Raw genomic sequence first — 23,597 nt, forward strand, 5'->3', positions numbered from 1 at the left:
TGTCGCTTCTCGCTCGCTAGACCAGTAGCTCTGCCGAGGTGGCAAGGCGAGAGCGGGAAGACAGGGGGCGGCCTGGATCGGATCTGCTGAGATTCTCCAGGCAGTCCAGCCCAGGCCCCAGACCAGGGCACGCGAGTCGCCTCCTCTAGAGGCAGAACTCACCATCGCGCATAATCAGACGTCCATCGACCTCGATGGTGCAGGTTGTCGGCACGACATCGACGTGAATGCGGGCATCCCAGTCAGCCCCGGTATACTCTGGATACGGATTACCAAAGGCAATATGCAAGCCGGGAATCTTCTCATCCTGGAGCAGATTGCCAACCGGCTGCTTGAGGCTGATGAGGGTGCCAATGGCGAACTCCCCCACGCGGTTGCCGTTGGGAACGGAGAAGAGATAATCGCGCAGCTCCTTGGCAACCGCGGTATCTTCGCTGGTGACCTCGGTGGCATAGCCATTTTTGATGGTGATGCGCACAGGATGCTTGAGGACGCCATACCTGGCGGAGAAGAAGTCACCGAGGACGTCGCAGACCACCACGCCGTTGACATCGGCAGGGGCAGTAAAGACCTCACCTTCGGGCAGGTTGCCCCATTGCCCTTGCTCGTGATAGCGTCCGTGACAGGGAATCCACTTCCAGTGCTTATGGAAGGTCGCGCTCAGATCGCTGCCTTTGGCTGAGGTCACGTGGATGCGCTCGGCCTGGCGCACGATCTCATAGACCTTGTTGGTGATCTCATAGACCTGATCGTAGTCGGCGCACATGCCTTCGGCCATCAGACGCTCATCGATGCCTGGCATGTGACCATGCCGGACACGTAGCTCCTGGGTCAAAAAGGGCAGCAAGGGAATGCGGAAACCGATCTCGCCAGGGCGAGTTGTAGCAATGTAGAAGGTGACAGTGGGATGAAACTGTTGCAGGTCCTGGCGCAGGCTCTCGGGAAAGCCTGTCAGGGGCCGTTTGCCGTAGTGCTCCAGAAAGTGCACGCTGACAGCGGCATGACGATCAAGAGCCGCCGCCGCCACCCGGCGGGCGATCGCCCCGCGTTCATAGTCGGTCAAGATAAAGAGCCGATCGGTGGCCGCCACCCCCATACAATTAAGAGCATTCTCGGCTCCACGCTGCACCCGTGCCTCGAAATTAGAGTCGCTCTGGATATTGGTGATCGCTTGCTGACTCATGATTCTGCGTTCCTGCCTTCTTCCTTCACTAATCTCACGACACTCTTCTTGCTGTCTCTACGCTCTCTAGAGAGAACGCTGAGAAGGCCGCCGATTCTCTCACCCACCTCCGTCCCTCCTCTCATTCCTGGACAGGCCGCGCTGCGGCGGTCTGGCGGCTGTGCACAGGATGCTCTGGAGAGAGAGACGCCGCCGCTCCAGCGAGAGTAACGTCTCTGGGAAACGACGGTGAGGAGGTGCTCTCCGTTTCCAGTATAGCGAGAAGGTGAGAACTACCGATGCAGGGCGTTGCTATACTCCATACAGAAAGACAGAGCCTGCTTGTTCTGAGGTGAAGCGGAGAGGAGCGGCGACAGGTGGGCAGCGAACGAGAAGGAGCAGACCAGTGAGTGAAGACTTTCGCATTACCGATGTGGTGAGCTATCTCACGCGGCTAGGACTGCGCGTCGCCAGCGTGGACGAGCGCCAGGGAGTGGCTGAGTTAGTTTTTCACGACGAGTTGGGGCAGTGGCAACTGCTGATCATCTTGCAGGCCGGTCCACCGCTGGGAAGAAGACTGCTCTTTATTGTGCCTCATCTCAGTATTCTGCCGCAGCGGCGGCGCCGGAGCTGCCTGGAGGCGCTGATGAGCCTGAACTATACGCTGCCGCTCGGACGCTTCGGTCTGGATCTGGAAGATGGTGAGGTGCGTTTCAGCGCCAGTCTCTATCTGGGCGAGGAGCGGCTCTCGTTGCCAGCTTTCCGGCAGCATCTCGAAGGGGTCATTCAGACGATCGTCATCTATCACAGCCTGCTGCCGCGCATCATCTACGGGCATTGTACGGCTCGGGCTGCGCTGACTGCCTGTGAGCAGGCTTTTCTAGAGAGCTACGAGGGTGAGCGCCTTTTCTGGCAGGAGAGGCCCGGCAGCGAGCAAGGGCTGACACAAGACGAGACAGAGACTGACGCCTCGCCTTCCGCTCCCGAGCTAGATGCCGCCGAGGTGCTGGCGGAGATCAGGCGTATGCTGCAGGAGGGCCAGGGCCAGGAGCGCGATGACGACCTCGACTGAGCATTCTTTGGCAGACTGGGCCGGCGGCTGCACAGAGACTACTGCGGCGGGGGCCAGGCTACTACAGCAGGAGTTTGCTCCCCACTCACTCGATCAGCAGCCTTCTGCTCAGTTAGAAGGTCTGTTTACTCTTATTCGAATAATGCCCGTTGAGACGTGAGCGCAAGGGAGGATAGGGCGGCTCATCCTCATCGTCTTCAAGGGAAACCTCGGGCGCCATCTCCTCTAGCTGATTCAGCTGCGAGGGGTCCAGCTTGATTAAACGATCTGCCGTCTCTGTACCTGTGCCTGTGCGGCGGACAGTATTGAGGCGTTTACCGATCTCCAAAGCGGCCCAGGCAAGAATGAGGGCAGCCACAATAAAGCCGATATAGCCCAGAACAGTCTCGTCCATTTGGCCATCTCTTGCGGCACCTCCTCCTCTGAACAGACCTTGTTCCTGGAAACTGAGAGAGGCGCCGCCTCCTTCCCACGTGATTACTGTGCTGCCAGCGTCAGCTCTCCCCCACCAGAGAGGGTAGCGGCACCAGGAGTCACTGGTTGTAGTCTACCCAGGGTAGCCCCGGCACGTCAAGCCGGAGATAGCCATCCCGGCTATCCCCAGCTCAGTGGTAGGGGAGAGAGAGAACGTACGGCGGTGCGACGCCCGGCGGAGGCCGGCCAGGGGTAGACTCTGGAGCCGGCCAACTGCGCTCAGACAGTTGTGATGGAGCCATCGGCGTTGACGCGAATCATGATCTGCGGGAGTGGGGTCGTGGCAGGACCCTGGACAACACTCCCCTTCTTGGCCGGATCAAAGATCGCGCCATGCGCCGGGCAGACGAGTAAATGGGTGGCCGGGTCATAGTTGACGGCCACTCCCTCATGCGTACAGCTTCGCGAGTAAGCCGCAAAGGAGCCACCCGGCAGGTGAATGAGCAGCCCCTGCTTGCCATCGGCTGGATTGGTAAAGGCCTGGGCTGAGTTAAGCGCCAGGGAGGTGGTGCCGATGACCTTGCCATTCTGCTTGGTGTTGGTGCCGTTCGTGGTCTGACCGGTGGTAGACTGCTGGCCACTGGTCTGCTGTTGGCCACTGGTGGAACCAGAGGAGGCGGCCATGTTGCCACTCTGGTTGGTATGGAAGAGGCTGCCCAGCAACGATTGGGCTGCCGAGGTTTTGATAGCCAGGCCCAGGCCAGCCGCGGCCAGGCCACCGCCGGCGAGCAGAGCCACTACCTGACGCCGGCGCCGCTTGCGGCCACGCCGCGTGCTCACGGGGATCTGGGCAGGGATCGGCACCTCTTGCTGCAGCACGCCAGGGCGGGCGTTCTGCTTCGCGCGCTGCTCTCGTGGAGCAGGCAAGACGACCGGCGCGGGTTCGGCGCTGCCGCTGCCAGCCGCGGGGGGCACCCTGGCAGGAGCTGACGGTGCAGATGCCTGGGCCGGTGCGGCGCGCTTGAGGGCATAGTCTTCGGGTCGCCCGGACCACCAGGCAAAGCTATCGAGGTCGGCGCTGTTGCCACTGGGAACGGGCATGGGCGGAGCCGGGGGCATGGGAGGCACAGCCTGCGGCAGAGTACCGGGCAGCGAGACCATCTCGCGCCTGGCGCCGTTCGCTGGCGCCGCTCCAACGGCGGGCGCCTCCTTCACCAGAGGCAGGGGTTGGTCTTGCCAGGCAGCTCCTCCAGCCAGGGGGCCGGTGGTCGGTAGCTCTCCGCTGCGCTTGACGCTCGGCAGGCGCCCCGTGATGATGGGTGGTCGCAGCTGCCAGTGGCTGCCGGAGCTGGTTAGCTCATCTTCCTCAGCTAGCTGGGTCTGAAGCTGAGCGATGCTGGCAGCTACGGGGGCAGCGGCGGCAAAGCTGCGCTCTCGCCGCAAGGCGCGCGCATAGGCCGTGACAAAGGCCCCCGCTGAGGAGAAGCGGCGCGCCGGGTCGCGCGCCAGAGCCTGCGAGAGAACTTCATCGATCTCTGGCGGCAGGGCAGGACAGAGATTGCGTAGAGCTGGCACCGGCTGCTTGACATGCTGAAGAGCGATCTCCAGCGAATCGTTGCCGGTGAAGGGTGGCTTACCACTGAGCAGCTCATATAAGATGATGCCCAGGGCATAGATATCGGCACGGGCATCAATCTGCTGCTGACCGAGCACGACCTCCGGGGCCAGATATTCAGGCGATCCGAGGAAGGTCCCGGCCAGATTGAGCAGATGGAGATAGGGATGCTCGACACGCCGCACGCCCCGCAGCTGCAAGAGATCGACGAGGCCGAAGCCCGCTACGGTTACATGGTGCTCGTCTCCCTGGAGCACGATGTTAGCCGGCTTCAAGGCCCGGTGCACAATGCCCCGTGCGTGGGCATAGTCCAGCCCCGCTGCCACCTGCTGGAGCACCTCCAGGGCATAGGAGGGGGCACAGCGCCCGTCGCGCTTGAGGACATGCGCCAGCGAGCCGTCGGTAACATAGGGCGAAATCAAGTATGGATAGCCAAGCTGCTCGCCAAAGTCGTAAATCGGTAGAATATGCGGGTGATCAAGTTCAAGCAGGGCCGTCGCTATCTGGGTAAAGCGCCTGATGAAACGGTTACGCGCCCGCACAGAGAAGTCCTCTGGGATGATGATGGCTGTGACGGCCACCGGCAGGCCGCTCACAGAGTGCCGGGCCAGATAGACGGCACTGACACGACCTTTGCTCAGCAGTTGCTCAACACGGTACCCTCCCACCATCTGCCCCACCAGCAGATCTTCTTGCTGCGTCTCGTACATAGCATCTCCGTTCTCCGAAACTGTACCCATCGCTCGCTGGACGGGTCAGAGACAGTGTCCGGTACCTGCCGAGCGAGGGGCTGACGCCCCGTCCGCAGCAGGGAGCAGGGACAGGGGGCCGCTCGCTCCTCCCCACAGGCAGCTCTTCAAGGCGCACATCTCAGACGCTGCTCGCCCGCCTGGGCTGCGCCACGGATCTGGCCGCGAATCGGCTCGCGAATCAACTCAGCGTCCGCCCATAGCGGCGCATAGAGCCTGAGCGCTGTGCCTGCCTTGAGGGTGTATGTTCACAGCTCCGACGTAATGAGCTTACAAAGTATATCAGGGCGAGTCAATCTGTTGCTCTTAGTGTAGGACTTGTGGGTTATTCCCGCAGGATAATCATCACCAGCCCTTGCCGCGAAGCCCGGCAGGCCGCGAGGCACGGGCAGACGAGGGCGGTCAGACTGGCTCATCCAGGCACGTCTGGAGATCTGGCCTGAGCTGCACACCTCTGACTTACCAGCCGACCCGGCCCGATAGGGGATCAGCCTCTCCGTCAGTGCACAAAGAGACGAGCGGTCGGGGGGAGCAAACAGGAACCCGACCGCCCGTGGAGAGCGAAGTGAGAGAGTGCGAGTCGGGAGGCGGCGGGGGACCGCCTCCCGCACGGGGAAAAGGGGAGGTCGCTTCAGTCACAGAACTTGAACATAAGTTCTAGTTTCAGGATACCATAGAAGGCGCGAAAAGTCAAGAGGGGATTCGGCTTTTTGGTGGTTTTCTGGCTCAGTTCACTCGCCAGCGGGAGCGAGAGAGTCGCGTTGCGAGGTGCGGCCTGCAGAGATAGGGACTGGGCTGGGCCAGAGCAAACAGAGATGGTACAATGGGCAGAGAAGACGCCGCTCCCTCTGCCTCCGCCTCCAGGATGATGGTCTGGCAGGTGAGGCAATGCGGGTCACTGAGCATGTTTTCCTGTGGGAGCGTTGAATCTGGAGAGAAAGCGAAGTGCCTCGACTATGGCAGATGTACGACCTTTCCGTGGCATACGCTATGCGCCAACGGTGGTGAGCGATGTGGGGCAGGTACTCTGTCCTCCTTTTGATGTGATCTCGCCCGAGGCGCAGGAGCGCTATTATGCGCGCCATCCCTATAATATGATCCGTCTGGAGCTGGGGCGCGAACTTCCCGATGATACCGTCTTGAATAATCGCTATACGCGCGCGGCGCGGACCTTCGCCGAGTGGCGCAAGGAAGGCGTGCTCCGTCAGGATACGGTCCCCAGCTATTATCTGTATCAACAGCGTTTCAGCTATGGAGGCCAGAGTTATACGCGCACGGGCCTGGTGGCGCGCGTGCGGCTGGAGCCGTGGAGCGCGCGGGTCGTGTTGCCCCATGAGCTGACGCTGAGCAAGCCCAAGGATGACCGGCTGCAGCTGATGCGGGCCTGTGCCGCTAATTTCAGTCCGATCATGGCCTGGTATGAGGACCCCCAGGCCCGCCTGCGTCGCCTGCTCCAGCCCTATGCTGAGCGCGCAGAGGTCCAGGCCCGCGATGAGCTGGCCGACGAGCATCGCCTGCAGCCGATTACGGACCCGCAGCAGGTGGCGCTGATCCAGGACTTTTTCAGTCAGCGGCAGCTCTTCATTGCCGACGGGCACCATCGCTATGAGACGGCTCTGAGCTATCGCGAGGAGATTCGCGAGCTACATCACGGTCTGGACCCGGAAGATGGGGCGAATTTTGTGATGATGGTGCTGATCGATGTGGATGATCCCGGCTTGCTGGTGCTGCCCACACATCGTTTGCTCGCGGGCCTCTCCGCTGAGCAATTGCAGCGCTTGACGCCGGAGCACCTGGGGCGCTATTTCCAGGTTGAGCGCCTGGAAGGCGAGGCAGGTCGGGGCGCGGCGCTGATGGTGCGCCTGGCCGAGGCGGGCCAGACAGCCCCTTCCTTTGCGCTGCTGACGTCGGAAGGGAGCTGGCTGCTGCGGCTGACGGAGGCCGGGCAGGCACGGATGGCCGAGAGCGGGCGAGCGCCGGCCTGGAATGCGCTCGATGTGGCGATTGCCCATCAGCTGCTGCTGGAGGAGCTGCTTGGACTGAGTGCGGAGGATGTGCGGGCGGGACGCTATTTGCGCTATACGCATGAGACGGAGGAGGCCCTGGCCGCGCTGCCACGGGGCGAGGCTCAGGCGGTGCTGCTGCTCAATCCGACGCCCGTGCGCCAGATCTGTGAGGTGGCCCGGGCCGATGAGCGCATGCCCCAGAAGTCGACTTATCTGTATCCGAAGCTGGCCAGCGGCCTGGTGATCCACCCGCTCTGGTAGGCTTGCTGACCGACTGGGTGTTGCTCTAGCTAGCTGGCTGACTGGCTGGGGAGCCGCCCGGTCGGCTTTGTCACGTCTGTTTGACTGCTCTGGCTCTGGATCGGCCCGCTGATCGCTGATGGCCAGGATCGGATCGGAGGCCGACCCGGGCCGATGGTTGGTTGCGCACATGCGCGCAGGAGAGGAGCGACGAGAACCATGACAACGACGCTGATCGCTGCCGCACAGCTTGAGTCAAGTCCCTCGGCGGAGGAAAATCTGGCCAGGGCGCGCTCGGCCATCGCGCTGGCGGCCCAGCGAGGGGCGCGCCTGGTGATTCTGCCGGAGATCTTCATGGCCTATCTCTCGCATGAGGAGTTTACGGCCCCTCATGCCCGCAAGGTAGCGCAGTCGCTAGACGGTCCCTTTGTGAGGGGCCTGCGCGAGGCGGCGCGCGCTGCCCAGGTCTGGGTAGTGGCGGGGATGATCGAGACGGCCAGCGAGGCGGAGGAGAAGACCTATAATACGACGGTGGTGATCGATGAGCAGGGGCGGCTGCTGCGCGCCTATCATAAGACGCATATGTTCGATGCCTACGGCTACCGCGAGTCGGACGTTTTTGTGAGCGGCGACCAGCTCTTTGAGCCGCTGGCGACGCCGTTCGGGCGCATGGGGCTGTTTGTCTGCTACGAGTTGCGCTTTCCCGAGGTAGCGCGCTATCAGGCGGCGCGCGGGGTTGATTTCTTTGTGGTGCCGTCGGGTTGGGTGAACGGCCATTTGAAGGAGGTCCATTGGCGCCATCTGGTGGTGGCGCGAGCGATTGAGAACACGGCCTACATCTTTACCTGCGATCAGGCCGGGCATCAGTTCCTGGGCCGCTCGCTGCACGTTGATCCCCTGGGGGTGGTACTGGCAGAGGGCGGCGAGGGCGAGCAGCTGGTCTTTGGTGAGCTGGATCTGCAGCGCCTGGAGCAGGCGCGGGCTAAGGTGCCGTCGCTGCAACATCGGCGCCCGGATCTCTATCGCTAGCTAGCTAGCTCGCTCTGCTGTGGCTTGCTTTGCGCGTTCGTCTTGCTGACAGCAGGGCAGGGCTGGCCTGACTGGCGGGCCTGGCCAGCAGGCGCTCTCTTCAGGGCTTTTTTGGGTGCGGCCCGTGCCTCTGGCCCAGGCTCGGGCCTGGGCCAGGCAGGGTTCGTCTAGCGCGGCGGGAAGAGGTCGCCTGGCAGCGGCTGCAGTTCGTCTTTGTCGAGCGTCTCCAGCAGTATGCGGAAAGGTCCCTGGCGGATCGAGAGACTGAGGAGGGCGCGGACAAAGGGCTGCTCTTTGAGGGGAAGGCCCGAGGCCGGGTGCAGGGCCGCCGCAACGGCGTGGATGAGGGCCACTTCCTGCCTTCGTCCGGCGAAGGCGAAGAGTTGGCCCTGACGGCGCAGACGGGTCTCGTAGAGCAGGCGCCATTGGTCGTCGATCAGCTCCTCCAGGGCCTGCTCAACGACGGTCTCCAGGGCCTGGCGCTGGTCGGTGGCGGCCTGCTGCTGGTTTTGCTTGTGGCTGCGCCCTCGTCCGCGCGCATTGGCTGGGGGGACACGAGGGAACTCGATGGTGCCCCAGTAGCGGGCCATAAATGGCTGGATGCGCTCCAGTGGCTCGTACATCCAGGAGGAAAATTCGGGCATTTGAAATAGCTCACCGCCTTTTTGGACGAGGGGCAACAGCTCGGGTGAGAAGGGCTGCGGCTCCAGAGCGGTGGCCACGGGCTGGCCCTGGTGCTGCTGCATCTCGGCGGAGAGCAGGGGGCGCCAGATAGCGTAAGCGATGGGCAGCTTATGGCGCCCACGGCGGTTGAGGGCGGCGGCCTCGCTGATGAGGGCCAGGCAGTAGGCCGGCGGGACGACGAAGTTGGTGAAGCCCTGGTCGCTCATTTCGCGGACGAGGCGCTGCCAGCGCTCGATGGTCATTTCGTCCGTGCTATAACAATCTTTGATGCCCCACTGGTCTTGACAGAGCAGGTTGATCCCCTTGACGGTCTCTTCAGAGTGCTTCCAGGCGAGCATGATGATCTGGGAGCCGCTGCCATCGATGAAGCTGACGCGCGCTTCGTAGAGGGGGTAGGCGGGACGAGCGGCTTCGGCCAGGGCCTGGGCTTCGGTGCCGGGGGCGGCCTGCATGGTGAGGCGCCCAAGAGCGGCGCGGGCGTGCTGTTTGAGCAGGCGGTTCGAGCTGCTGGCAAGCAGGTGGTTGAGGGCGGGAATGGCCTGGGGCGCTGCCAGACTGCCAAGCTGTTCGAGGGCATCGATGGTGGCCATGACGACCCGCGTTGATTGGTTTTCGAGCAGGGGCAGGAGCAGATGGACGGCGCGCGGGTCATGGCTGCGTCCAAGCCAGTCGACGAAGCCGAGGCGCCGCTCTAGCGGCATGCTGAGGACGTCTTCCAGAACGGCTTCGACCCCTAGCTCGCTCTTGCCAACCAGCTCCAGGAGACGGCTCTGCATCTGGAGCATGGCGGCCTCGGGATCATTGAGGTATTCGACCAGCCCTTCCTCGGCCAGCTCGGAGTTGAGTTCTCTGAGGACGGGCGCCAGGGTGAGCTTGGCGATGTCGCTGACGGTGGGATCAGTCACAAAGTCTTCGAGTACTTCGCGGTCATCTTCGGTGGCCAGGTGCGAGAGGATATAGACCGCGGTGGAGTGGGCCGCCGGGTCGCGGCGGCGCAGCAGGTCCAGTACTTTGTCGCGCGCTCCCGCCGTCCATTCTTCGTCGAGCCGCTCCAGATAGGCATCCATCTGAAGGGGGTCGACGCTGTCGCGGTGACACATGGCGTCGAGGACTTCGTCAATGCTCGGCGATTCTTTTCGCTTCTTTGTTGGCATGCCTCTCCCTCTTTTCTCTGCGCTGTCCTCCACTACGGTCGAGGGGATGGGACGACGCTTCTCCTCTTCGCTCTTCGCTTGGTTCTCTCGGTCTGCTGAGGCTCTTCTGGCATCCGCCCGCAGGCGGGACCGCTGGCTGCGGCTAGGGGTGGTCCGGTCAGCGGCGCCGCGTTGCCTCTTTGCGATGGCCGGTCCTCGGTCGGGCTGCCTTGCTATCGTGTGGATTGTACCACGCCGCGGGGGCACAAGTCGATAGCCGGCCAGGCCCAGAGGGGCAGATGAGGACGGTTGAGTGTGTGCGAGGGTGGGATGAGAAAAGACTCCTTAGAGACAGGAGCACTAGAGATGGATGAGCCGCTTTCAGCTTTCAAAAACGGCTCTCGTCTCGATAGAGGCGGCGCGGGGGGATCAGGGCCGAGGCTGGTGGCTGGTCGAGTTCGTTGAGGGCCTCGCAGAGGAGGGCCAGGCTGATGAGAAAGTCGTCGTGGCCCTCGCTGGGGTTGACGTACATGTCGATACCGCTCTCGCCGAGCAGGCGATAGCGGGCCTGGCGGAGTTGCTGCCAGCATTCGCCAGCGATGGCCGCCGGGGCGCTGGCTGGGGTGTAGAGCTTGAGGCGCCCGCTGTTGATAGCGGCCAGGAACTGGTAGGTGAGACGCGATTTGCTGGGACGGGTGAAGGTGAAGGACAGGAGGCGCTCGTCGCCGAGACGGCTGCGCAGGAGGGCGGCCAGGCCGGCGCCAAGGCCGGTGGCGTCGATGATGAGGCGGCGCAGGCGCCAGCGCTCGGCCAGGGCCAGAACGGCGCTGTACTGCTCCAGGTAGGGACGGCCTGTCCACCATTGCTGATGGACGATGCGCAGGCCGGGCAGCCCCAGCTCGTTCGGGCTGAGGGCGGCAATGGTGAGGACGGTGCTGTCGCGGCGACGCCGTGAGGGCACGGCTGTGGACTGGCTGAGAAGGGCAAGCTGCTCTTCAGGCCGTTGTTCTTCGCCGCCGATGTCGATGGCAGCGACATAGTGCGCCTCTTCTTGTGGTTCTTCTTGCCAGGGATGGTCTCCCTGGAGGAGGCTGCGCTGCAGGGGGGTGAGCAGGTGGCCGGCACCGCTGATGGGCTGGAGCAGGTACTGGGTCTGGATAGCGGGATGGCTGGCCCCGAGGCGCTGGATCTCGCTTTCGACGAAGCGCCGGTAGGCGGGGTTGATGGCCGCCAGGGCCTGCCAGTCGTATTCAAAGTGGGTTCGCCGCCCCTCGTGCTGCTCGCGCTCCAGGTTCAAGGCTCGCTGACGGGCCAGCAGGGTGTCGTCGCTCCAGGCGGTGCCGTAGAGGACGGTGGTGGCGTTGGTGGTGGCCGCCATCGGGCGAAAGTCGCGATCGAATTTGTCAGGGCTGACGTCCTGGGCTTCGTCGATCTCAAGCAGGAGGCTGGCGGTGGCGCCAACGACGTTGCTCTCGGGGGCGGCGGAGAGAAAGAGGATGCGCGGCCCACTGTGGCGCCGGACGAGCTGGGGATCAGCCTGGGGCGCCAGGCCAAGCAGGTGATCGCCGCTGCGCCAGAGACGCTCGGCCAGGGGCGAGGTCTGTAAGAGGGTGAGCAGGCGCAGGCGACTGGTGAGGAGCTGAGGTTTGAAGGTGGGAGCGGCTTTGACAATGGTGCCTTCGGGAACGGTGGCCAACAGGTAGGCTTCGAGGACGGCGGAGAGCTGGTTTTTGCCCATCTGGCGCGCGAGCATGACGCTGAAGATGTCGCCGCGCCCGCTGTGGATGGAGTCGAGAATGGCAGCGGCGATCTCGCGCTGGTAGGGATAGAGCGGACGCGCCAGGACAGTGCTGGCGAAGTGGTCGATGTCGCTCTCTGGAGACGGGACTGACTGAAACGGGAATAAATCAGGCATGGCTGGCGGAGATGCTTGGTCGGTCGGTCGGCTGGTCTGGCCAGGGCGACAGGCAAGCAGACAGGCAAGCAGATAGACAAGCGGGCCAGGTCGGCTCTCTTCTGCCGCTGTGCTTGCGGTACCCTTGCGTGGTGCCTCTCTCTGGCTAGGGGAAGACTGTCGCCGCGTTGAGGGAAGGGCGATCTCTCGGTGCGTGGCCAGAAGCAGAGCGCCTGGCCCGCTCTGCAAGAGTGGAGGAGCCTGGAAGGACCGGCCAGCCCAGCGAGCTGGCTCGTGTCCGCTGCTCGTGACCGGTCCTTATAAGAAGTATAGCATGGTGAAACGAGAGCTGACAAGAGCCTGCCCGGGGCCTCTCCCCGCGGTGAGCGAACAGGGCCGGCAATGCTGCGGCCAGGGGCGTAACATCGGGCCAGGTTCGTTTGAATAGAATTGTGTGGGCAGGGGCATGCACCCGGTGGTCCAGCCAGGGTCTCCTCCTGCGCAGGTTTTTAACAGGGAAGGATACTCAGAAGAGATGAAGCGTGAGCCAGCGCGGAGCAGGTTCTCACCTGGGTCGTTCGCTTCCTCAGCGGAGGAGACAGCCAGGGCCGAGCTGGAGCGAGCTTTGATCGAGCACAGCGAGACTCTGCTTCAGAACCTGCAATTCTATGTTGTGCGCCTGGGGGTGGCTCCCGAGAGGGAGGCCCATGCCATCGCGCTGGAGGTCTTACAGGAGGTGGCCGTTGAGGCGCTGGCCCATGCCGCGCGCTTCGAGCCGGGGCGCCAGCCATTGGCCTGGTTGCTGGGGATCGGGCTGAATGTGATCCGACGTCAGAGGGCTGAGCGGGCACGCCGGAGCCAGCGCGAGCTTTCTCCCGTCCGTCTGGCAAGTGCGCTATCCGGGGAAGAGTCCCCCAGCGAGCTGGAAGTCTTCGATCAACTGCAGGCGACGAGCAGCGGGCCAGAAGAGGAGGTTGAGGCCGAGCAGGGGATGGCGGCACTGCTGGCTCTGGTCGGCGAGGAGGATCGCGAGCTGTTGCGTCTGGCAGTGGTCGAGGGCTGCGAGCGTGAGCTGCTGGCGCGTCACCTGGGGATTAGCCCGGGGGCAGCGCGGGTACGGCTCCATCGAGCGCTCCAGCGTCTGCGGCGGGCCTTCCAGCAGCAGTCTGCCACCAACCCGGGTAGGCCCGGCTAGCAGCCTGGTCTTCAGATGCGCTCGGATCAGGGAGGAAGTGAGCAGAAAGGGGTTTGTCGATCTAGAGAGGTATTTGCTGAGCGATTATCAAGCAGTCAGACAGCGACTTAAGAACAGAGCAGAGAAGGGATCGATCAATGAAGTTACAAGAGCATGCACACGAGCACTCGCTGCCCGAGGGGGAGCGACGCGCGCGTTTCTTGCGGCGCTACCTGGAGGCTCTGGAGAGCGGCGATGAGCAGAGGCTGGCGCTGCTGCTGCAGGAGGCAGAGGCCGATGCCGGCCTGGAGGAGCTGCTGCTAGAGACTAATGCTGCTCTGGCGGCGGAGGACGGGCTGACGGTGACTGCCGCCGAGGGCGAGGAGGCGCGCCGCCAGCTTGAGCAGGCCGTGAAGCGCTCGCAGCCGGTGCCAGAGAAGGCGAGCCTGGCCAGCACGGAGTCGCTCCTGGGCGGGGCTGGCCCGCGGGTGCGCCCGGTGCAGGTGCCGCAAGGACGCCGCGTGCCGGTTCGCCAGGTGCTGCGCCGTTCGTGGATGGTGATCGCCGCGGCGGTGCTGTTGGTGGTCTTGTTCGTGGTCGGCAGTAGCACCGGGCTGGCGGCGACGTTTCTCTCGTTCTTTAGCGTGCAGCGCTTCCAGCCGGTGCCAGTCAGTCAGCAGACGATCAAGGCGACCCAGCTTCCGCTGTTGCGCGATCTGGGCGAGTTGCAGACCACGCCGACGTTGCTGCGACTGGAGCGCAATCTGACGCGCGCTCAGGCCGAGCAACTGGCCGGCTTCACGCTCAAGTTGCCGACGAATCTGCCGGCCTCCTTCAGCGGTCGGCAGCCAGCCTTTGATGTGCTGGAGGGCGGCCAGGCAACCTTTACGTTCCATGCGGCCAGCGCGCGCGCCTACCTGACGCGCATCGGCCACGCGAACCTGACCATTCCCTCTCAGTTGGACGGGGCGACCTTTGTCATCCATGTCCCGCGCATTGTCGAGACCCACTATGTGAGCAGCAGTGGCAAGGTGCTGGTGATCCTGCAAGCGCCATCGCCGACGATCGAGGCCACGGGTAAGGCTTCGCTGGAGGATCTGCGCGATTTCTTGCTTTCGCTGCCAGGGCTGCCCCCGTCGCTGGTGCAGCAGCTGCGCCAGATCGATCTGCGCAGCGGCACGGTGCCGATCCCCGTGCTGACCGGCATGTCTTCCCGGACGGTAACAGTCCAGGGCCAATCGGGCCTTTTGCTGACCAGTGACCAGCTTGAGTCGTCCAGTCAGGTGACGAATCTGCCGGTCGGGGAGGCCGTGCTCTGGCAGGCCCAGGGACGCGTCTATCTGCTGGGCGAGAGCGGTCACGATCAGAATGAGCTGTTGAGCGTGGCGAATAGCTTGCAGTAGGCAGACTCACCGGCCTGCTGGCTCTCTCGCTCAGGATTGAGCGCGCTTCGCCTCACACGCTTCTCTCAGCGGTGCGCACCCAGTTCCGCATCAGGCGAGGCAACGGATCGGCAGAGGTCGTCAGGATAACTGGACTGATCCCCAGGCTTGACGGCTTCGGGCCGATCCGTTGCTGTCTGTCTGTCTTTCGGTCCGACTGGCCGATTGACACAGGCCGGCCTCCGTCGGCTTTGGGGCCGCGCAGCGGGGACGAACGGAACCGGCCTGGCTCTCTCAGGCCGGGCGGAATGACCGCGGCGCCAGGTTGCTCTTCTTGTTGATGCAGCCAGCAACGCCAGGAACGGGGCGGCTGATCGACCTGGCGTGGTCTGTCTGCGTGAGCGAATCTGATCCAATCTGATGAAGAGGAGCGAGGAGCGTTCATGTCTGGTGAGTCACAGGGGCAGGAGCAGGAGCCGGCGATCGAGGTCGAGGGGCTGACGAAGCTCTACCACCGGTTGCTGGCAGTCGATCATATCAGCTTCGTGACCTATCGCGGCGAGGCTTTCGGTTTTTTGGGGCCGAATGGCGCGGGCAAGAGTACGGTGGTCAAGATTTTGACGGGCCTGGTTCAGCCTACTGAGGGAACGGTTCGTATCCTGGGGCGGCCTCTGGGCGATCGTGAGGTGCGGCGCCGCATCGGCTATTTGCCGGAGCTGCCAACCTTCCATCGCTGGCTGACGGCGGCGGAGTTTCTGAGCTTTCACGGCTCGCTCTATGGGCTGCGCGGCTCATTGCTGCGGGCGCGCATGGAGGAGGTGCTGGCCCTGGTTGGGCTGGCAGGCCGCGAGCGCCAGCGCCTGGGGACCTTTTCGAAGGGGATGCTGCAGCGCATTGGCCTGGCTCAGGCTCTGCTGAATCGCCCGGAGTTGCTGATTATCGATGAGCTGTCGACGGGCCTCGATCCGGTCGGTCAGCACGATCTGCGCAGTTTGTTGCTCGATCTGAAGCGGGCGGGGACCAGCATCTTTATTAATTCGCATCAGCTTCCCGATGTCGAGGCGCTCTGCGATCGGGTGGCTATCATTAACCTGGGGCGCATTCTGAAGGTCGGGGCCCCGGAGGAGCTGTTTGATGAGCCGCTGCTGGTGGAGCTGCGCGCGGAGCCGCTGAGTGAGGCCCTGCTGCAACGGCTGGCTCAGCTGGCGCTGGCGGTGGAGCGCGATCAGTATGATCCTGGCCGGGTGCTGCTGCGCCTGCAGCGCGAGGAGCAGGCCGCCGAGGTGGCGGAGGCGGTCCATGCCTGCGGGGCGCGCCTCTATCGTCTGGCTCCGCATCGGCGCTCGCTGGAACAGGTTTTTCTGCGGACGATCGAGCTGTCGCGCAGTCTGCAATAGGTCCGCTGAGGAGGTGCTGCTGAGCTATGGGCTGGTTGGTTATCGCTCGCTTTACGCTCAAGGAGATTGTGCGCCGCCGTATCTTTCTGGCGGTGGTCGTGCTGACGGTGCTGCTGCTGGGCCTCTTTACGCTCTTGCTCAATGCGTTGGTCGATAATCTCCGGCAGGCCCAGCCTGAGAATATGGATCTGCTGCTGCTGGGAATCGGGGCGCTGATGGCGGTGCTGGCGAGCTGGTCGGTCTATTTGCAGTCGAGTTTGATGACGCTCTTGCTGACGGCGGGCATGCTCTCGGCGGAGATCGAGGCGGGGACGCTGGCGGTGATTGTGCCGAAGCCCTTGCATCGCGTGGAGATCGTCTTTGGGAAGTGGCTGGCTTATGCTCTGGTACTGGGCGGCTATACGGCGGTGCTGGAGCTGGGTTTCCTGGGGGTGATCTACTGGAAGACGGGCTATTGGCCCGACGGGATGGCTCAGGCCCTTGGACTGCTGGAGCTGGGGATGCTCTGCTTGCTGGCTTTGCTGACAGTGGGCAGCGCCAGTCTGCCAACGTTGGCGAACGGAGCGATCGCAGCCTTGCTCTTTCTGGCGACGCCGATCGCCAGCTTCGCTCAGGTGGTGACGCAGATTACGGGCGAGAGTACAACGGTGGATCGCATTAAGACGCTCTTTGAGCTGCTAATGCCCTCCGATGCTCTCTGGCATGCGGCTTCTGCGGCACTGCTGCCGCCGGTGGCCCAGGATTTGATCGGTCTTCACCAGGTGCAGAATCTGCCAATCATTGGGGCCGAGGCGCTGACGCCGGCGATGGGGCTCTGGGTGGCGCTCTATATCGTGGTGTTGCCGCTGCTGGGGATGCTGCGCTTTGCCCATCGCGATCTCTAGCGCCGGCTGGTAGTGGTAGATCGACTGGTCGGCGCGAGGGCGCCAGTCGAGGCGCTGGGGTGAGTCAGGAGAGGATGGCAAGAGGGACGGAACGGCGCCCGGCGCTCCCGCTGCTGTCCTGTGCAGGTGGAGAGAGCACCGGCCCCTGTTCCGTCCCCGCTCGCTCTATGAAGAACGCCATGAAGTTGTTGCCTGCGTCCTATCAGGCAAGATCGCGCAAGAGATGGGCCTGGATCGGCTGACGTAGGGTGCGTAATGCCTTGACTTCAATTTGGCGGATGCGCTCGCGCGTCAGTTTGAAGTGCGCACTCAGCTCCTCCAGGGTGTGACAGTAGCCGTCGGCCAGGCCGTAGCGCATCTCGATGACTTGCCGCTCGCGCTGGTTCAGCAGTTCCAGGGCGCTGGCGATCTGGTCGCGCAAGGCCCGATGGGTGACGGCCTCCGCCGGGGCCGTGGCCCGTGTGTCTTCCAGGGTGTCGGCCAGGTGATAGGGTTCGTCGTCGGTCAGGGGGGCGTCCAGGGAAATGGGGTTCTCGGCCATGCCCTGCAGTTCGACGACGCGCTCTTTGCTGAGACGGGCCACCCGCGCGATCTCTTCAGCTTCGGGATCACGCCCCAGCTCCTGGTAGAGATGGCGCGTGATGCGCTTGATTTTGTAGATCATTTCGACGACGTGCACCGGGATGTGGATGGTGCGCGTGTGCTCGGCGACGGCGCGACTGATGGCCTGACGAATCCACCAGGTGGCATACGTACTGAAGCGAAAGCCCCGCGAGGGGTCGAATTTCTGGGCCGCGCGGATGAGTCCCAGGTTCCCTTCCTGGACCAGGTCAAGCAGAGAAATACCCTGGGTGTTGTAACGCTTGGCAATGCTGACGACCAGCCGCAGGTTGGATTCGACCAGCCGCTGCTGGGCTTCGATGTCTCCTTCGGCAACTCGCCGCGCCAGCTCCATTTCTTCTTCGGCGCTCAGCAGGGGATAGCGCCCAATCTCTCCCAGATATTTGCGAATGGCGTTGTCCAGGGTCTCGTCTTCTTCCTCTTCTTCTAGCTCGTCTTCGTCCCCCGCGACTAGCTCGTCGTCGTCTCGAAAGAGTTCGTCGTCGTCCTGGTAGAAGGCCAGGACGGCCTCATCGTGACATCCTTGCTTCGCTCGGCGCGTGCTCCTTGTGCTTCTCCGCGCATTGGTTGCCATTGTTTGTTTCCTGACTCCTTTACCTCTCATAACCACTTCCCACGTGTTGGTTGCCGGGGCAAAACCCGAAATTTTTTCGGTCTCTTTCCCCCCATCCTTCTCTATTGCAAGAAATGTGCCAATATCCAAGTACGCACGGATATGACGATTCTTTCATGCTTTTGTGCTCAAAATAATGCCGGCTTGCCGTAAATTTTTTCAGGGTGGTGCGGATTTTTCCCCACCCGGCCCGGCCTGGCGATCCGGGATTGCTCGAAAAAAGTGCTTGCTTCGGTTCTTTGTCGATAGAGTTGGTTGTTGCCTGGTTCGTGTGTGGCGGCCCGGCTGCTCTGGTCTGGCAGCACCGGGCCTGACGGGGCCGCTGGTGATGGCTTCTGCCCCCCGCTGTGGGGTTGGGGCTGAGAAAGTGGATGATTCGACGATGCATGTCTTCAGACATCGCTCCGGCGCGGGACGTTCCGCTCTCTGCCCGCGCTGCTCGCGCCCGCTCTCTGCTGGCAGCCGGCGCTGTCCGTTCTGTGGCTCGCGGCTCTCTTCTGGCTGGGGAATTTCGCGCAGCCGGGGAGCAACTCGCGCGGCCTCGTCTCCACCAGGTCATGCGGGGGGCCGTCTGCGCTCCGGCTCTCGTTCCCGTCTCGCTGCCGCTTCTCGCTCCCGACCTCAGCGGCCCCCGCCGGCGGGGAGCGGCAGCGGTGGCCCGCCGCTGGTCACAGGCGCTGGCAGGGGGGCGGGCGGCCAGGATCAGGAGACCGAGCGGCGCCAGAGGCTGGCCGAGCTGCCGACGCGCCCTCTGCTGGCCCAGGGAAGAGGACCGCGCCCGGGGCCGATCCTGCGTACGGGGTCTACGACGGGAGCTTCTCCAGGAGCGGGTATCGGCCCCAGTCCAGGCTTGCCGCCTGGAGGGGCCACAGGATCTCTCTCAGGGAGCAGCAGGGGAGTGGACGCGACATCTGCCGCCGCTGGAGAGGAGATTTCTGAGGGGACGGCTCTGGCGCGGCGGCGCGCGGCGCGGGTGGCGGCCCGTCGGGCGGCGCTGGCGACGGTGACGACGCTGCCGCTGCGGCGCTTGATGACGGCGCGGCGCTCAGGGCCAATGTCGGCGGAGCAGACGGGGCGCGGGCTGACTCCTCCTTCGCTGCCGGGGATGACTCGACGAGGGGCGACGGGCGAGCTGCTGCTGTGGCTTGGGGGAACGCTCGTGCTGCTGGCGCTGACGACGGTGCTGGCCTGGGCCGTGCTGCTGCGGTCGAGTGCGCCGCTGTCGCTGGCCTGGCAGGGGAGGATGGCGACGGTGACAGCCAGCGGTGAGGCGTCGCTGAGACCGACGCCGGGCCTGCGCCTGGTGCGCCTGGATACAGGGCCGCTCACTGTGGGCATGAGGCTGCGCCTGGCCGGCAGCGGTTTTAGTGCCTTTGCGCCGGTGCGCTTCTGGCTCGATGGGCGTCTGGCTTTTGTCGATGAGCGCGGCTGGCCCGTGCTGGTGGAGGCCGATGGGGCCGGTCGCTTTACGGTGAGCCTGCGCTTGCTGCCACAATGGCCCCCAGGCCATCATACGCTGCTGGCGCGCGATCTGCAGACGGGCCAGGCGGCAACGCTGGCGCTGCTGCTGGGGCCGGCTGCACAGCCCAGCGTGACGCCTTCGCCCTCGGCTGGCTCCGGCTGCCAACTGGTGAGAGGCCCGGTCACCGGGGATTGCCCGGCTCAGCGCCTGGTCTGAGCGACGTGATATAATCCAGTGATCGCTTGCCCTGCTCTGCCTTACGCTGGCCGGCTGGCCACGGCAGGAGGCAGCGGGCACGACGGCGATTGATCTCTTGTTGGCTTGCTTGTTTGAGAGAGGATGTGTGACGATGGCTCAGACGATGACGCCCTATGAGCGGGTGCGCGCGGCCCTGGCCGGGGAGGCGGTGGACCGTGTGCCGTTTGTGTTCTGGCATCATTTCCGACCCGAGGGGTCGGGCGAGCGCCTAGCTCAGTTGACGCTGGAGTTCTTTGTAGAGAAATTCGCTCTCGATATCATCAAGGTGATGCCGGATCTGCCCTATCCGCTGCCGACCGATGGCTCGGCGCGCCTGGAGGAGCTGGCCGGGCATCCGCACCTGGATCTGACGACGCCCAGTTTCCGCGAGCAACTGGTCTGTATTCGGGCGATCCGCCAGCGGGTGGGGCCAGAGTATCCGCTGATTGTGACGCTCTTCAGTCCGTTGACGTATGTGCTGCGGGCGATCGGGAAGCGCCAGGGGGTGGAGGCGATCCGGGCGAATCCAGAGGCGGCGCGCCGGGCAATGGAGACGATCGCCGCCAATCTGCGCCTGTTGATGAGCGAGGCGATCAAGGCGGGGGCCAGCGGGATTTTCTTTTCGTGTATGGGGGCGACGACGGCGGATTTTACGCGCGAGGAGTACCGCACGCTGGGCCGGCCCTACGATCTGGCAGCGCTAGAGGGGGCGCAGGCCGGCTGGCTGAACATAGTGCATGTGCATGCCGATCCTGATCAGTCCGAGGATGAGGTCTATTTCGAGAGCTTTACGGATTATCCGGTGCAGGTGATTAGCTGGAGCGATCGGCTGACAGGGCCGAGTTTGAGCGAGGCACTGCAGTTGACGAGCAAGGCGCTGATGGGCGGGCTGCACGAGCGGGGACCGCTGACGCGCGGCAGCGAGGAGGAGCTGAAGAATGAGATGTTGTCGGCGATCTCTCAGACGAATGCGCGGCGCTTGATTCTGGCTAATGGCTGCTCGGTGCCGGACGATACGCCGGAGGAGTGGCTGCATCTGGCGCGTCGCCTGTTGGAGACGTCGGGGCTGGCGCGCTCGTAGTGAGGATTGCCCAGAGGCGGGGCTGAGCGCGGCTCTTGAGATCGCTGCCGCCAGGGATCGGGCAGGCCGGCGCGAGGGGGTCAGACGCTCTGCCCCAGCTCGCGCTTGCGTTGCTCTTCAGAGACATCTTCGATCAGCTCGGTCACCGGGACCTCCAGGACCTTGGCCAGGCGGTCAAGGGTGTCGGTTCTGATGACATGATAGGGATTATGAAAGATAGCCCTAATAATGTTGTAGCTGATCTCGGAGCGCTGCGATAGCTTGTTCATCGAAACGCCTTTCTGCTCCGCAACCTCCCTCACGCGCAGGCGTAACATGTCGCTTTATCCCCCTGCTAGTCAGATTTTCTGCCCTTCTCCAGCACCAGTGTGCCCACAAGAGCTAAACCGCTTCATCGACTACTGGAGGTACCTGGATGCTTCTAACCTGATCCAGTCACTCTGGCCGTTGAGCGCTACACTCCTCCCTCTTCGCTTCTTTCCTTCCCTCATCTTACCTCTATGGCTATAGGAATATTTCCACGCCTCACGAGGGACGCTAGTCGATCTGCCCCGTTTCGCGTTTCCACTGCTCTTCAGAGACTTCCTCGATCAGGTCGGTCACTGGCACGCGCAGCGCCCGGGCCAGCCGTTGCAAGGTGTCTGTAGTGACAACACGATAAGGATCGCGAAAGATCTCCTTGATAACGTTGTAGCTAATTTCAGATCTCTGAGAAAGCTTGGTTCTTGAAATACCTTTCACCTCTGCAACTTCCCTCACACGGAGGCGAAGCATCAGGGTAACCCCACTTTTTTCTCTACTATAACAAGAGATTCGAAAGCGAGGTATATCCTTTATAGTATGCAGTATAAACTTAGCTCTTTAAACTAAGATATATATTCTACTCTTTAAAAAGTCTTTATAGTTTAGTGACTAGCCACACCCCTATGGCAAGCTTTCAACTGCAGGGTGTAGGGGGTGATTAGGAGGGAGTCAGAGCTAGGTGATAGTACTCACTATAGTCTTGCCTTTATAATAAGATGTTCATTCTAATCTGATTACAGAGAGATGTTTATAATCTAGATAGAATATTGACGAGTCCGTAGTTTCTATGGTAAGCTTAAGACTGTGAGCCGCGGGGTGGATGAGCGGACGTACAGGATCGGAGTGAGTAAGCGAACAAACAAGGAGGAGAGATGGCCGAGAGTGAAGTAGCGCGTCTGCGGAGGCAGATTGAGGAGGAGTATGCGGCGGCCTTGTGGGGGTTGACGGGGCTGGCCTGCTGGGCGCGGCACGACTTCATCAACGCGCGTATGGGGAGGCTGGCCGAGTTAGAGGAGGCGCTCAGCGAATACATCGGGTTAGAGGAAGCGCAAGAGGAGATGGCTGAGGTCTACCAGCGTCAGAAGCAGCAGATCCTGGCGAAGAGAAAAGAGAGGACGGCAAGACATGGCCGAAAGTGAAGTCGCGCGCTTGCTGAAGCAGATCGAGACGGCTTACGAGGCGGCCTTACGTGGATTGAGCGGGTTAGCCTGTTATGCGCGTCATGACTTTATCAACGCGCGCATGCAGCGCATTGGCGAGCTGGGGCACGAGCTAAGTTTATACATAGGGCCAGAGCAGCGATGACGGCGGTACTAGAGATTCACGATCGCTGTGTGAGGAGGTATCTGTGTCATGACGGCGGTGGCAGTGAGAGCGACGAGCCAGGCGACGGCCTCGACTGAGCGGCGAGCCTTCTGGACAGTGGCCCAGTTGCGGCGTCGGTGTGGCGGTCTGACGGCGTCCGAGCTGGCGCGGCGGGCGGGGGTGCCGCTGCGCGCGGTCTACCTGATGGAGATCGGGGGAGCGGTCAGCCGTGAGGAGGCGCGGCGTGTCTTGGGGGTTTTGAGCCAGCTAGTGGCCTGCGCGGAACTGGGGGAGATCAAGGAGGTTGGGGGGTTTATCGAGCGTGAGGAGCTGCAGCAACGGGCCTGGCGTGTTCTGACGGAAAGTGATTTTCGCCTCTTTGTCTACGGGAACGCGGTCCCCTTCCCGACGCAGGAGCGCGCGGCTGAGGATGGCGCAAGTGGAGGGACTGGCAACGGCGCGAGCCGCGGCGGCGACCGGGCGGCGGCTGGGGCATGGATTGATAGAGGGACACGTATGGAGCCGGGCCAGGAGCGGCAAGGAGAGGGTACGGCGGGGAATGAGGACGGTGAGGATGCGGCTGGCGGAGCCTGTGGAGTCGGGAGAGTCGGAGAGAGAGGCGCCGATAGCGGCATCGGTACAGGCGGCGAGAGCGCGACGGCGGGGGGTGGTGGCGGCAGAGGCGGGCGGATGAGGGAGCAAGGGCAACTGGTGCGTTGGGCCAGGAGCCAGCGTTTGAGCAAGATTCCATCTCCCTAATCTAGTGTAACTGCGCTTCCTCTGTCCGAGTTTCCGTTGTTGCCTTGCTTCTCGGGGGAGTCGGTGCGTGTAGCTGGCGGCAAGCCGGGCACGGGCCGGCTCCCCTTTTTTTGGGAGGATGATGGTGTGAGTGAGAGAGTGAGGTAGGTGGGTATCCGCCAAAGTGGAGGAAAGGGCCGTTTTGTAGGAATGTAGTGTATTGTCGCCGGGCTAGTCGGGGGGCGATGCCCGGGGCAATACGCTATTCTTTTTATATTGTGCCTCTTTTTGCTTTATTTTTCAGTGTTTTGTTTCCGTATCCTCTTGTTTCAGTATCCTCGTGCGGATCGTCCCCTCTGCAACGCTGGACCCAAATCGATTCTGCTGTACGTGTTGTACTTT

General features: G+C 63.0%; 20 protein-coding genes. 12 read left to right on the top strand and 8 right to left on the bottom strand.

All coding sequences use genetic code 11. The features are described 5' to 3' along the window. Positions 1-145: 145 nt before the first annotated feature. Positions 146-1,183 carry an aminopeptidase gene (locus A4R35_RS07305; RefSeq protein WP_112427969.1) on the bottom strand — a complete coding sequence of 346 codons (1,038 nt, stop codon included), beginning with the start codon at positions 1,181-1,183 and terminating at the stop codon, positions 146-148. Positions 1,184-1,568: 385 nt separating this feature from the next. Between A4R35_RS07305 and A4R35_RS07310 the strand changes: the two genes are divergently transcribed. After that, a complete protein-coding gene (locus A4R35_RS07310; protein ID WP_112427971.1) occupies positions 1,569-2,234 on the top strand; it encodes a type III secretion system chaperone family protein in 666 nt (221 codons plus the stop codon). Between the two features lie 112 nt (positions 2,235-2,346). On the opposite strand, the gene A4R35_RS07315 is transcribed toward A4R35_RS07310, so the two are convergent. After that, positions 2,347-2,628: a hypothetical protein gene (locus A4R35_RS07315; RefSeq protein WP_112427973.1), complete on the bottom strand. Its 282-nt coding sequence runs from the start codon at positions 2,626-2,628 to the stop codon at positions 2,347-2,349. A 299-nt stretch (positions 2,629-2,927) separates the two neighbouring features. Further along, positions 2,928-4,973, bottom strand: coding sequence for a protein kinase domain-containing protein (locus A4R35_RS07320; protein WP_189361464.1), 2,046 nt, complete (start codon positions 4,971-4,973; stop codon positions 2,928-2,930). 995 nt (positions 4,974-5,968) lie between these two features. Here A4R35_RS07320 and A4R35_RS07330 point away from each other — a divergent pair. Together A4R35_RS07330 and A4R35_RS07335 are read left to right on the top strand one after the other, a co-directional pair. Continuing rightward, entirely contained in the window at positions 5,969-7,279 is a 1,311-nt protein-coding gene (locus tag A4R35_RS07330; protein WP_112427977.1) for a DUF1015 domain-containing protein, read from the top strand. A gap of 198 nt (positions 7,280-7,477) precedes the next feature. Then, positions 7,478-8,287, top strand: coding sequence for a carbon-nitrogen hydrolase family protein (locus A4R35_RS07335; protein WP_112427978.1), 810 nt, complete (start codon positions 7,478-7,480; stop codon positions 8,285-8,287). 167 nt (positions 8,288-8,454) lie between these two features. Here the strand turns inward: A4R35_RS07335 and A4R35_RS07340 are convergent, their stop codons facing one another. Together A4R35_RS07340 and A4R35_RS07345 are read right to left on the bottom strand one after the other, a co-directional pair. After that, complete coding sequence (locus A4R35_RS07340; RefSeq protein ID WP_112427979.1) at positions 8,455-10,125, bottom strand: HEAT repeat domain-containing protein; 1,671 nt, start codon at positions 10,123-10,125, stop codon at positions 8,455-8,457. A 367-nt stretch (positions 10,126-10,492) separates the two neighbouring features. Beyond that, positions 10,493-12,019 (bottom strand): phage terminase large subunit family protein, encoded by a 1,527-nt coding sequence (locus A4R35_RS07345; RefSeq protein ID WP_112427980.1) that lies wholly within the window; start codon positions 12,017-12,019, stop codon positions 10,493-10,495. A 514-nt stretch (positions 12,020-12,533) separates the two neighbouring features. Here A4R35_RS07345 and A4R35_RS07350 point away from each other — a divergent pair. From A4R35_RS07350 to A4R35_RS07365, 4 genes are all read left to right on the top strand, one after another. Further along, on the top strand, positions 12,534-13,193 hold the full coding sequence (locus tag A4R35_RS07350; RefSeq protein WP_189361467.1) for an RNA polymerase sigma factor: 660 nt from the start codon (positions 12,534-12,536) through the stop codon (positions 13,191-13,193). A gap of 137 nt (positions 13,194-13,330) precedes the next feature. Then, entirely contained in the window at positions 13,331-14,575 is a 1,245-nt protein-coding gene (locus tag A4R35_RS07355; protein WP_112427983.1) for a hypothetical protein, read from the top strand. 422 nt (positions 14,576-14,997) lie between these two features. Next, positions 14,998-15,951, top strand: a complete 954-nt coding sequence (locus tag A4R35_RS07360; RefSeq protein WP_112427985.1) for an ABC transporter ATP-binding protein — start codon at positions 14,998-15,000, stop codon at positions 15,949-15,951. 26 nt (positions 15,952-15,977) lie between these two features. Continuing rightward, positions 15,978-16,835: an ABC transporter permease subunit gene (locus A4R35_RS07365; protein WP_112427987.1), complete on the top strand. Its 858-nt coding sequence runs from the start codon at positions 15,978-15,980 to the stop codon at positions 16,833-16,835. A 202-nt stretch (positions 16,836-17,037) separates the two neighbouring features. Here A4R35_RS07365 and A4R35_RS07370 read toward each other — a convergent pair whose 3' ends face one another. Beyond that, positions 17,038-18,030 (bottom strand): sigma-70 family RNA polymerase sigma factor, encoded by a 993-nt coding sequence (locus A4R35_RS07370; protein WP_189361469.1) that lies wholly within the window; start codon positions 18,028-18,030, stop codon positions 17,038-17,040. 937 nt (positions 18,031-18,967) lie between these two features. Here A4R35_RS07370 and A4R35_RS07375 point away from each other — a divergent pair. Continuing rightward, positions 18,968-19,747 (top strand): hypothetical protein, encoded by a 780-nt coding sequence (locus tag A4R35_RS07375; RefSeq protein ID WP_112427991.1) that lies wholly within the window; start codon positions 18,968-18,970, stop codon positions 19,745-19,747. Positions 19,748-19,880: 133 nt separating this feature from the next. After that, entirely contained in the window at positions 19,881-20,849 is a 969-nt protein-coding gene (locus A4R35_RS07380) for a uroporphyrinogen decarboxylase family protein (protein ID WP_112427993.1), read from the top strand. Between the two features lie 80 nt (positions 20,850-20,929). Here A4R35_RS07380 and A4R35_RS07385 read toward each other — a convergent pair whose 3' ends face one another. Together A4R35_RS07385 and A4R35_RS07390 are read right to left on the bottom strand one after the other, a co-directional pair. Further along, on the bottom strand, positions 20,930-21,166 hold the full coding sequence (locus A4R35_RS07385) for a helix-turn-helix domain-containing protein (RefSeq protein WP_112427995.1): 237 nt from the start codon (positions 21,164-21,166) through the stop codon (positions 20,930-20,932). Positions 21,167-21,386: 220 nt separating this feature from the next. Beyond that, positions 21,387-21,623 carry a helix-turn-helix domain-containing protein gene (locus A4R35_RS07390; RefSeq protein ID WP_112427997.1) on the bottom strand — a complete coding sequence of 79 codons (237 nt, stop codon included), beginning with the start codon at positions 21,621-21,623 and terminating at the stop codon, positions 21,387-21,389. A gap of 401 nt (positions 21,624-22,024) precedes the next feature. On the opposite strand from A4R35_RS07390, the gene A4R35_RS07395 reads away from it, so the two are divergent. Genes A4R35_RS07395 through A4R35_RS07405 form a run of 3 tightly spaced genes read left to right on the top strand, consistent with a single transcriptional unit; the run spans position 22,025 to position 23,216 of the window. Continuing rightward, on the top strand, positions 22,025-22,291 hold the full coding sequence (locus A4R35_RS07395; RefSeq protein ID WP_112427999.1) for a hypothetical protein: 267 nt from the start codon (positions 22,025-22,027) through the stop codon (positions 22,289-22,291). Continuing rightward, entirely contained in the window at positions 22,278-22,457 is a 180-nt protein-coding gene (locus A4R35_RS07400) for a hypothetical protein (RefSeq protein WP_112428002.1), read from the top strand. Before A4R35_RS07395 ends, A4R35_RS07400 begins: the two co-directional genes overlap by 14 nt. Positions 22,458-22,505: 48 nt before the next feature. Next, the gene (locus A4R35_RS07405; protein WP_112428004.1) at positions 22,506-23,216 is read left to right on the top strand and encodes a hypothetical protein; all 711 of its coding nucleotides are present in this window, start codon (positions 22,506-22,508) and stop codon (positions 23,214-23,216) included. The last annotated feature ends 381 nt before the right edge of the window (positions 23,217-23,597 follow it).

Source organism: Thermogemmatispora tikiterensis, assembly GCF_003268475.1.
Classification (GTDB): domain Bacteria; phylum Chloroflexota; class Ktedonobacteria; order Ktedonobacterales; family Ktedonobacteraceae; genus Thermogemmatispora; species Thermogemmatispora tikiterensis.

Excerpts from the sequence above, each read along its gene's own strand:
- A4R35_RS07305 (WP_112427969.1), bottom strand. The coding sequence starts at position 1,183 with ATGAGTCAGCAAGCGATCACCAATATCCAGAGCGACTCTAATTTCGAG.
- A4R35_RS07315 (WP_112427973.1), bottom strand. The coding sequence starts at position 2,628 with ATGGACGAGACTGTTCTGGGCTATATCGGCTTTATTGTGGCTGCCCTC.
- A4R35_RS07320 (WP_189361464.1), bottom strand. The coding sequence starts at position 4,973 with ATGTACGAGACGCAGCAAGAAGATCTGCTGGTGGGGCAGATGGTGGGA.
- A4R35_RS07330 (WP_112427977.1), top strand. The coding sequence starts at position 5,969 with ATGGCAGATGTACGACCTTTCCGTGGCATACGCTATGCGCCAACGGTG.
- A4R35_RS07335 (WP_112427978.1), top strand. The coding sequence starts at position 7,478 with ATGACAACGACGCTGATCGCTGCCGCACAGCTTGAGTCAAGTCCCTCG.
- A4R35_RS07340 (WP_112427979.1), bottom strand. The coding sequence starts at position 10,125 with ATGCCAACAAAGAAGCGAAAAGAATCGCCGAGCATTGACGAAGTCCTC.
- A4R35_RS07345 (WP_112427980.1), bottom strand. The coding sequence starts at position 12,019 with ATGCCTGATTTATTCCCGTTTCAGTCAGTCCCGTCTCCAGAGAGCGAC.
- A4R35_RS07350 (WP_189361467.1), top strand. The coding sequence starts at position 12,534 with ATGAAGCGTGAGCCAGCGCGGAGCAGGTTCTCACCTGGGTCGTTCGCT.
- A4R35_RS07355 (WP_112427983.1), top strand. The coding sequence starts at position 13,331 with ATGAAGTTACAAGAGCATGCACACGAGCACTCGCTGCCCGAGGGGGAG.
- A4R35_RS07360 (WP_112427985.1), top strand. The coding sequence starts at position 14,998 with ATGTCTGGTGAGTCACAGGGGCAGGAGCAGGAGCCGGCGATCGAGGTC.
- A4R35_RS07365 (WP_112427987.1), top strand. The coding sequence starts at position 15,978 with ATGGGCTGGTTGGTTATCGCTCGCTTTACGCTCAAGGAGATTGTGCGC.
- A4R35_RS07370 (WP_189361469.1), bottom strand. The coding sequence starts at position 18,030 with ATGGCAACCAATGCGCGGAGAAGCACAAGGAGCACGCGCCGAGCGAAG.
- A4R35_RS07380 (WP_112427993.1), top strand. The coding sequence starts at position 19,881 with ATGGCTCAGACGATGACGCCCTATGAGCGGGTGCGCGCGGCCCTGGCC.
- A4R35_RS07385 (WP_112427995.1), bottom strand. The coding sequence starts at position 21,166 with ATGTTACGCCTGCGCGTGAGGGAGGTTGCGGAGCAGAAAGGCGTTTCG.
- A4R35_RS07390 (WP_112427997.1), bottom strand. The coding sequence starts at position 21,623 with ATGCTTCGCCTCCGTGTGAGGGAAGTTGCAGAGGTGAAAGGTATTTCA.
- A4R35_RS07395 (WP_112427999.1), top strand. The coding sequence starts at position 22,025 with ATGGCCGAGAGTGAAGTAGCGCGTCTGCGGAGGCAGATTGAGGAGGAG.
- A4R35_RS07400 (WP_112428002.1), top strand. The coding sequence starts at position 22,278 with ATGGCCGAAAGTGAAGTCGCGCGCTTGCTGAAGCAGATCGAGACGGCT.
- A4R35_RS07405 (WP_112428004.1), top strand. The coding sequence starts at position 22,506 with ATGACGGCGGTGGCAGTGAGAGCGACGAGCCAGGCGACGGCCTCGACT.